Raw genomic sequence first — 8,724 nt, 5'->3', positions numbered from 1 at the left:
GTTTTACACCGATGCAGCATATTCAACGTGTTAACTGATTCTACTTATTACCTCCGTTAAAAATGGGGGGATTACCTATCCTTAGACAAAGGTAAAAAATAACAGTTAATTGTCTAGTTTAGAGTACATATTTTTCATATAAATATTCATATTAATAGAGAATAAATATATCAAAATACCTGCAATTACATTAAATGATATTCAAAAAAGCGTGTTTCTTCTTATTGAAACACGCTCTCTGATTTTTATTAGTAGTTATAATTATCTTGTAATATAGTAATAATTACTCATAAATAAGAGGATTAAATTTCTCTATAAAATCATATAGGAACTATATTGATAATTAAGAATTCACACCAATATTCTCAGCTTTACCTGAACTCCATACTTTTACTAATTCTACTTGCTTGAACTTCCAATCTCCATTCGTATTTTTAATTAATGTGAAGTTATAGTAACCACCTAGCTCTGCAAATTCAGATGGAATACTTACATCAAATAGATGTAATGCATGAACATTTGCTCTAGCCTTGGCGGAATTTAATTCATTGTCGATGTTAATAACGATATCAGTGATTACGTGATACACTTTTGCAAATTTACCTAAATTTGAAGAAGAATGCTTTGTGATTTCAAAACTACTTCTAACAGTTTTAAAAGGTAAAATAAGCACGCCATCTTCTATGAAATTTTTTCCGTGCCGTACAAAATCCCCTTCATCTAGACATCTACCTAAGTCAATAATTAGCTTCGTAATTTTACTCTCTTCTATAATTAGGTCCATATCAGTCATTAAATTCTTCCTCCATCGACATTCATTGTTGAGCCTGTCATGAAAGGCACGCTATCTGATAGAAGGAAATTATAGGCTTTGGCTATTTCTTGAACATTCCCAATACGTTTACACGCACTATTAACGCCTTTCCAATCCTTAAGTTCTATATTTAACCCTTTAGGGATATACTTATGTGCATTTCCTGCTGCCATACCAGTTGCGACAGCGCCCGGCGCAATCGCATTAATTTTTATACCTTTATCACCAAGCTCTAGAGAGGCATTTTTAACAAACGATTCAACAGCAGCTTTACTAGATGCGTATAGCATATGTTCTCTGACCGTCATCTTAGCACTAACTGAAGATGTTAGAACAATTGCCCCTCCTTCATTAATAATATTCGAGAACAACGATGTACACTTAAATTGTCCGAATGTATTGATTCCGAACACGTGATCGAATCGATTTTTACTAATGTCAAACAGCGAACTAAAATCTTCTACGCCAGCGCAGCATGCGAGCTTATCAATTTTACTAACCTTATTTTTGACATATTCATAAGCCGAATTAATGTCATTTTCATTACTAACATCAATCTTGATTATCTCACATTCTCCGCCTTTTTCTAAGATATCTGTTTTAACCTTATTGGCTTCATCTTCACTATTACTATATCCAATAAACACATAATCGCCATTAGAAGCCAATTCACGACAAACAGCAGCTCCGATACCTTTACTACCACCCGTTACAAAAGATACTTTTTTCATATTTTCACCTTAAATATTTATTCGCCAACATTTAATCTATGTATAAACTTAATATAGTTATCAATTAGAAGATCTAAAGATTCCTGCCAAGATTTCACTATTTCACCATCTTTTTTTCTAAACCCACTAACCCTACCCATCCTGTCATGCAGCACGACATTACCCATATGAGAAAGTATTCTTGATAAGTCACTATAAGCACCCCCCCCACCTTTTTCGAAAGGTGTATGAACTACTATGGAAATTATTTTGTTTCTAAGTGCACCAAGATCATGTGGTCTAGAAAGCCAATCTAATAAATTTTTAGTAGACCCTGGTATTGAACTATTATATTCAGGGGTACATATAATAACACCAGTGCTTTCACTTATTTTTTTTTCAATATTAATTATACTGCTAGGTTTTTTATCTCCTTCAAGATCCTCACTAAACAGCGGGATGTCAAAACAAGTTATGATATCTACAATAAATCCTTGATTGGTTAAACTATTTCTGATCCCATTACTTAATAATTCAGATGTTGATTTTTTTCTTGTTGAACCGCTAATTATTGATATTTTATTGGAAATTTTTTTCATCGGGAGTGTCATGACCATCCAAGAATCTAAGTTTAGTTATTTGATGAACATCGTGTTTTTTTCTAAGCGCTTCAATAGACTTACTATCTACTACCGAATTAGAATTCAGAATTTCAATCAACCCTTTGAAATACTCTTCATGATCAGGCGGTGGAGATGCTTGGAAAACCATTCTTGCTGTTTCGTTGGAAATATTTGCAAATGCATGAGGTGTATAATTAGGTACATGGATTAAGGTACCAGCCTCGCAGATAACAGGCCTTTCACCATTAGGCCCTACCCAGTCAAACCAGTTGTCAGTATATTCAACTGGCTCGAACGCCATAAAAAGTAATTTGCCACTCGTAACATAAAAGAGCTCTTCAGTTCTCTTATGAAAGTGAGCACCTACATCAAAACCTACAGGTACCCCTATCTCAAAAGTAGATGCAAACTCGGAATTTACTCCGGAAACCTTGAGTGTAATATCTTGAGATGGGGAGAATAGCTTTTCACCTTCTGCGTGTTTAAGAATTGAAGCGGTTATAATAGGTTTAATTTCTGGAGTTAGAAAATCATACATTCTTATTATTTTCCTAAAGATAAATTCATTTCAGCAGTAATACCTGGACCAAATCCGGCAATGATCCCTTTATCACCATGTGTTATGTAGTTTTCTTCACACATTCTTCTGTAAGCTTCAAAAACAACAGAGCTAGCTATATTCCCACAGTTGACTAAAGTATCACGGCTGAAGTCGAATTTTTCTGGTTTTACTCTCAAGTATTTACATAAGTCATCTAAGATTCTTGGACCACCTGCATGAATAATGTAGTAATCAAGCTCCTCAATATCCCAGCCATGTCCTTTCGTTAGTTCTCTCATGACGGGGGCCAAGGGCTCCATCGTTCCTGGAACTCGTTTATCCAACCTAAAGTGAAAGCCCGTATCCTTTACATCGTATCTGATCCACTCATCTGTGTCAGGAATTAGATAGCTACTATTCTTTTGTAAATCGATTCCAGAACCACCCTCAGATGTCACTACTGCAGCGGTAATTGCATCACCAAATAATCCATCAGAAAGAAGACTGCCAATATCATTGTCAGTTGGTTGGTAACTTAGAGAGCAGAATTCACAGCTAACAATTAAAACATTCGCTCCAGGATGGGCAAGAATGAAATCGTGCGCTCTATTGATAGCTGCCCCACCTGCGGCACACCCCAATTGTGCAATAGGAATTTGTACAGTATTGTTATTAAATCCCATTTTATTAATTAACCAGGCGGTTAATGAAGGCATCATGAATCCTGAGCATGAGACGTAGATAATTGCTGAGATATCTGAATTTTTAACATGTGCATTTTCTAAAGCTTCAATTACAACAGATGGTACATGTTTTTTAGATTCCAATTCAAAAACACTGTTTCTATATCCAAACCCGGGGTGTTGTAAAGATAACTCGATTGGTTGAATGAGGTGTCTTTTTTTCACACCTGTATTAGTAATTAATTTTAATGCCTTTTCCAAAATAGGATTGTTTTTAAATTCCTTTTTTGCAAAGTCTAAAGTTTCTTCTAAGGTAATAATGTTATCAGGTAAGAATATTGCAGGTTTATGTAAAGTTGGCATATTATTTTTTCTCCACAGTATGATTGTTGATTGCTACATCCATTTTTTCAATAAATGCTTTATGATTTATATTATTCCACCTATCGCTATTTATTTGGGCGGACGTCATATTTGAAAAGTAAGGGATTAACTCTTCAGCAATGTAATTGTATGATTCTTTGATTGATTTAGAATCTGACCAAGTATGTTTAGTACATAAAAATGTCCCAAAACCACCAGATTCAATATGGATTTTATTTATAAATTTTTTTGCATCATTTACAGTACCAATTACTCCAAATCCAGATTTGTTTATTATTTCTACTGCTTCAGAATGTGTAGTCTCTTCATTTATAAGTTTTAGTGTTGTAACTTTTTGAAAGTAATGCAGCCAATCTAGTAAACCAATTTTCGTTTTTTCAATAGCTTCACTCATACTTTCGGCTATGAACATCGGTGCTGCTATTCTCCATTTTTTTCTATTAACATTACTGTCTTCTAAAGAAGAAGCGTTGCAATAAGAATTCCAATGAGGTTTTAGTTTTGCTAAATTTGCTGATGAAATTAGTGAACAATTTAAAGATCCAGCTAATTTTGGTCCCGCATCAGAAGACACTCCTGCGACAGCAATTTCAATACCTTCTTCACTCCATGGTAGTAACTGCAATCGTGCATCATTTAATTCGAAATATTCGTTTTTAATAGTTACTGCGTCGCCATTTAGTAACTTATTGATTACTAATAATGATTCGGTCATTATATCTCTAGATTTGAGAGGATCGACTCCTAGTATATGTGCATCAGAAACTAGTGCTCCAGGTCCAACACCTAAAATCGAACGTCCTTTAGTCAAGTGATCTAATAATACGATCCTATCTGCTACCAATAATGGATTATGGTATGGAAGCGAAATGACACCGGTTCCAAGTTTGATCGTTTTAGTTTTTGCTGCAGCATGAGCTATGAATATTTCAGGTGAACTAATAAGTTCGTATCCCCCAGAATGGTGCTCACCAATCCAAGCTTCTTTAAAACCCTTTTTTTCAAGGAATTTAATAAAGTCCACTTCATCATCAATAGCTACGGTTGGATTCATGTTTGGATGGTAAAATGGGGGTATGAAAGCACCAAATTTGATATTGAAACTCATTTTATAATCTCTTCATTTGTCATTTAATTTTTATTCTAAGGGTAATTCCTTTTTTTTCAAAAAAAATACTATGAGTAATTTCATAGGTATGCAAATTACGAGAATTGTATATGTAAAAAAATATTACAATTTCAATTAATAATTACTGATAAAGCTAATTTCATGAATTAAAATGAATTTTCGCATTTGACGAATACATAAGTTAAGGATATAGATTGCTAGTGGGAAAAAGACTGAAAATACTGAATACAAAGGCGAGATTATTTATGAAGAATTTGCTTGGATGATCGATTTTTAATCAATCGTTCATCTAAGAATATCGCATAAATTTTGGTATAAATTTAACAACTTAATGTCTAACTAAATTATCGTCCTGTGCTTGACTACGGTTATGATAATAAATACTATATCGCCATATATCGCGATAGGGGTTTAAAATGACCATTTACAGAGGTGATGTTTTCAAAATTCTCTTGATTCTACTCGGAAGAAAGCAAATGCATGGGTATCAGCTTATAGAGGAGATATCTTTACATACTGACGGAAGCTGGAAACCAAGTGCTGGTGCTATATATCCGGCTCTGAATAAACTTAAAGATAAAAAGTTCATAACGTTAAAAATTGACGAAGATAATAGAAAAATTGCTTCCATAACAGAGAGTGGTAGGCTTTACTTACTAATGAATGATTTAGATATAAATTTCTTGAATGACAAGTTTATGGATACATACAGAACTAGAATTAAGGATCATTTATCAAAAATCAGAGAGTTTAGCAAGTGTATCTATAAAGAATCTTCAAGTGATAAAAAGGAACAATTGGAAGCAATACTTTGCAACACTGCAAAATTAATTGAGGATTTGTATTATGATGGAAAGTGATATCAAGATCAGCCCCGCTATTTTTTTATTGATTGCAGGAGCTGTGTCACTTATCAGCAGTCTTGGAGCACCATTAATACCTGCTATATCCGTTTTCTATTCAATACCTCCGGAAAAAGCGCAATGGTCTTTATCAGTAACTTTGATGTCTGCAACTATATTCACCCCCATATTAGCAAGCATATCTTCGAGTGGAAATTTTAAAAAAGTTATTTCAATCTCTTTATTTTTAACTACAATAGGCTGTTTTTTATGTTCCTTTTGTAATATCTTTTCTGTTTTTCTGGTAGGCCGCTTCCTTCAAGGAATTGGTATGGCAGTTGTGCCTAGTCTAATGACTGCAGCTAGATACTTGACGAATGATGTAAAAAAGACCGTATCGCTGTTGTCTATCACCACTGCTGTTGGAATCGGTTTAGGGTACCCATTCTCAGGGCTGTTAACCTCTATGTTTGGTATGCATCTAACTTTCTTTTTTGGTGGTTGCATGGTTATTCTTTCACTATTTCTATCCTTTAATTTAAAGGATATAAAAAATGATAGAATGTATAAATTTGATATAGTAGGTTCATTTGCAATGAGTTTCACTATCATTATATTTTTATTACTTTGCGATCAAATAAAAAGCAAGCTTAATTTATTTAATATCTCTATATTATTTTTATTACTTTTATGCTCCATGTTTTTTTGGTACCATTTAAGTAAAAATAATAGTAATTCCATTATAAATATATCTGTTCTTAAAAATACAAGTGTTTATACTGCTAATATAATTGTTATGCTATCTGGTATGATAATGTATGTATTGATATCCGCATCTATGTATAGAATTCAACAGGTAGTTTCACCTGGTTTAAATCTATCCCCTCTAGTTGCTGGGGCTGCACTAACTCCCCTATCAGTTTTTACCATAGTTTCAAGGTACATTAATTTAAATAATCTAAGTGACAAATCAAGACTTTTGCTTGGTTCACTCGGTCTGATTGTGTCTATGGTATTACTTGGTGTTAGTAATACAGTATTTTCTACCGTTTTCAGCCTTGGGATTTGTGGTTATGCTATTGGTATTATATACGGTTCAGCTCCACACATAATAAGCTCTGGCGTGGAAGATCAACAGCTTCATGAGGCATTTGGATTAAATCAAATCTCAAGGTCTATTGGGTACTCAATCGGGAGTGTAGTAACCATGAATATATTGAGTACCTTTTATTCTATACACGGTTCTCCAAGCGTGACGTCTTATCTTCTAATTTCTCTCATTGGGTTGATTTGTAGTATTTTTCTATCTTTGATAATCATTTTATCTTTTAACAAAATTATGAATAATATTAATACTGGTGGCTAAATATGTTTACCTATAATAGGCAATTGACTTCTTATAAAAACCTTGATGATCCAACAATCGATTTTTTTATTAAAAATAAAATAATCGATTTCCCCATAGGTTTAGCTTATGTAAAAGATAGAAATCATAGATATCTTGCTGTAAATAAGAATTTTTGTGATTATGCCGGTATGTCTATCGATAGGATAATTGGTGCCACTGACGACTATATGCCCTGGGCAGATGTAGCTCATATATTCATTTCCAAAGAAATTGAAACAATGAATGAATCTTCGACGACTACTATCGAACAACTAACTGGTGCCAATACGGATTTAATGATTAGTAAGAGAAAAGCAATTTATGACGTAAGTCGTAGTATTAAAGGCGTCATGACTCTTTCATTACCAATATCTGAATTTAATACTGCCAATTTTTTTATTTTAAAAAACATTCCTCATGAGGTTATATGCTACGACTACCCAGTAAAATTCACAAAAAAAGAGTCGGTTGTATTATATTTTCTATCTAATGGACTGAAGAGATCTCGAGTTTCTGAAGTAACTGGTATGTCAACAAACTCTTTTGATTTTCATATAAAAAATATAAAAATTAAAATCAATGCAAAATCTATTCTGGAAGTTATAGATTTTGGAAAAGTTAATAATATGAACAAAAAAATACCATTCATTATGAGCATTTAATAAAATTATTTTTTAGTGTATTAAATTTCATTTTCAATATATTAAATAGGTTGCTATAGAAATTGATATTTAAGTTGCGCGTTAAGTGTAAACTTATCGCGCGATGCTAATATAGTCATATATTAAAAGCCGTATTTTTATTGTTACTTTAATTTCAGCACTGCCAACTCTCAGGTAGCTTGGGTTTTAATTAAATCACCAGCCATACCTACATTGTTGTTCACTGCAAAAGAATAGTAAACAATGGTTAAAGGGTAATAGCCATACTTATCCCCCCTTGGTGTTGGCACTTTTAATATCAACCTTCTGACTGTGTCAGATTAATTTTGCGTAAAGGAACCCTACTTCACCTCTTGTAAACTTATTACGAAAATCGTTGAGGTTCACCCTAAATCCTTTTAAATCATACTTGCTGAGGTATCTGCCCAGGTCAGTACCAGTTACCTTGACAATCCCCGTATAGATGCAATTTTTCTGAACCAGAAAAATGTTTATCCTGCTCACCAAGCCTATCACCTTTAAGATTAATTAATAGAGTATTTGGCAATGGAATGGAGAGAGAGCACGATTCCAAACTGGTTTTTCGAACTTAAAATGATAGGAGATTATTGGTAATAACAGTTTTAAATATCTGCACCTAATAGTGGAACACTTAAAGTGGGTATTTAAATTTACTTGATCGCCCTTTCGCATTTTACTTGGACAGTTATTCGCAAATTACTTGGGCACCTCCAACAGAAGTTCCCATGCTCATTCAATACAAAAACTGTCATCACACAATGAGTTTTGAAACTGAGACATGAATGCCATATTAGGAGGCTGCTTGGAAAATGGAAGTATTCTACTTTGAGCCTGTTTTTAACTGGAATGAGAGGGTAATCCCCCCGAAAAATCGGTGTGTTCATAAGTAGAATTTTCTACTAACCTGAACTCAGGGGAGATTTCTATG

The 8,724-nt window shown here is 33.5% G+C and carries 9 protein-coding genes; 3 read left to right on the top strand and 6 right to left on the bottom strand.

Features of this window, described 5'->3' with window-relative positions; genetic code table 11:
- Positions 1-343: 343 nt before the first annotated feature.
- Genes HH682_RS15075 through HH682_RS15050 form a run of 6 tightly spaced genes read right to left on the bottom strand, consistent with a single transcriptional unit; the run spans position 344 to position 4,863 of the window.
- Positions 344-793 (bottom strand): nuclear transport factor 2 family protein, encoded by a 450-nt coding sequence (locus HH682_RS15075; RefSeq protein WP_214238311.1) that lies wholly within the window; start codon positions 791-793, stop codon positions 344-346.
- Complete coding sequence (locus HH682_RS15070) at positions 793-1,545, bottom strand: SDR family NAD(P)-dependent oxidoreductase (protein WP_214238310.1); 753 nt, start codon at positions 1,543-1,545, stop codon at positions 793-795. The genes HH682_RS15075 and HH682_RS15070 overlap by 1 nt, the downstream gene beginning before the upstream one ends.
- Positions 1,546-1,562: 17 nt before the next feature.
- The gene (locus HH682_RS15065) at positions 1,563-2,123 is read right to left on the bottom strand and encodes an NADPH-dependent FMN reductase (RefSeq protein ID WP_214238309.1); all 561 of its coding nucleotides are present in this window, start codon (positions 2,121-2,123) and stop codon (positions 1,563-1,565) included.
- A complete protein-coding gene (locus tag HH682_RS15060) occupies positions 2,104-2,685 on the bottom strand; it encodes a cupin domain-containing protein (protein WP_214238308.1) in 582 nt (193 codons plus the stop codon). The genes HH682_RS15065 and HH682_RS15060 overlap by 20 nt, the downstream gene beginning before the upstream one ends.
- A gap of 5 nt (positions 2,686-2,690) precedes the next feature.
- Positions 2,691-3,734 carry a type III polyketide synthase gene (locus HH682_RS15055; protein WP_214238307.1) on the bottom strand — a complete coding sequence of 348 codons (1,044 nt, stop codon included), beginning with the start codon at positions 3,732-3,734 and terminating at the stop codon, positions 2,691-2,693.
- Between the two features lies 1 nt (position 3,735).
- On the bottom strand, positions 3,736-4,863 hold the full coding sequence (locus tag HH682_RS15050) for an LLM class flavin-dependent oxidoreductase (protein WP_214238306.1): 1,128 nt from the start codon (positions 4,861-4,863) through the stop codon (positions 3,736-3,738).
- A 437-nt stretch (positions 4,864-5,300) separates the two neighbouring features.
- On the opposite strand from HH682_RS15050, the gene HH682_RS15045 reads away from it, so the two are divergent.
- Genes HH682_RS15045 through HH682_RS15035 form a run of 3 tightly spaced genes read left to right on the top strand, consistent with a single transcriptional unit; the run spans position 5,301 to position 7,775 of the window.
- Complete coding sequence (locus tag HH682_RS15045) at positions 5,301-5,744, top strand: PadR family transcriptional regulator (RefSeq protein ID WP_214238305.1); 444 nt, start codon at positions 5,301-5,303, stop codon at positions 5,742-5,744.
- Positions 5,731-7,092, top strand: coding sequence for an MFS transporter (locus tag HH682_RS15040; protein ID WP_214238304.1), 1,362 nt, complete (start codon positions 5,731-5,733; stop codon positions 7,090-7,092). The genes HH682_RS15045 and HH682_RS15040 overlap by 14 nt, the downstream gene beginning before the upstream one ends.
- A 2-nt stretch (positions 7,093-7,094) precedes the next feature.
- Positions 7,095-7,775: a LuxR C-terminal-related transcriptional regulator gene (locus HH682_RS15035; protein ID WP_214238303.1), complete on the top strand. Its 681-nt coding sequence runs from the start codon at positions 7,095-7,097 to the stop codon at positions 7,773-7,775.
- The last annotated feature ends 949 nt before the right edge of the window (positions 7,776-8,724 follow it).

Origin of the sequence: Rosenbergiella gaditana (assembly GCF_018494065.1) — a bacterium.
Classification (GTDB): domain Bacteria; phylum Pseudomonadota; class Gammaproteobacteria; order Enterobacterales; family Enterobacteriaceae; genus Rosenbergiella; species Rosenbergiella gaditana.
This window is presented reverse-complemented; position numbering and strand designations above follow the sequence as displayed.

Coding starts and splice junctions, on each gene's coding strand:
- HH682_RS15075 (WP_214238311.1), bottom strand. CDS start 793: ATGACTGATATGGACCTAATTATAGAAGAGAGTAAAATTACGAAGCTA.
- HH682_RS15070 (WP_214238310.1), bottom strand. CDS start 1,545: ATGAAAAAAGTATCTTTTGTAACGGGTGGTAGTAAAGGTATCGGAGCT.
- HH682_RS15065 (WP_214238309.1), bottom strand. CDS start 2,123: ATGAAAAAAATTTCCAATAAAATATCAATAATTAGCGGTTCAACAAGA.
- HH682_RS15060 (WP_214238308.1), bottom strand. CDS start 2,685: ATGTATGATTTTCTAACTCCAGAAATTAAACCTATTATAACCGCTTCA.
- HH682_RS15055 (WP_214238307.1), bottom strand. CDS start 3,734: ATGCCAACTTTACATAAACCTGCAATATTCTTACCTGATAACATTATT.
- HH682_RS15050 (WP_214238306.1), bottom strand. CDS start 4,863: ATGAGTTTCAATATCAAATTTGGTGCTTTCATACCCCCATTTTACCAT.
- HH682_RS15045 (WP_214238305.1), top strand. CDS start 5,301: ATGACCATTTACAGAGGTGATGTTTTCAAAATTCTCTTGATTCTACTC.
- HH682_RS15040 (WP_214238304.1), top strand. CDS start 5,731: ATGATGGAAAGTGATATCAAGATCAGCCCCGCTATTTTTTTATTGATT.
- HH682_RS15035 (WP_214238303.1), top strand. CDS start 7,095: ATGTTTACCTATAATAGGCAATTGACTTCTTATAAAAACCTTGATGAT.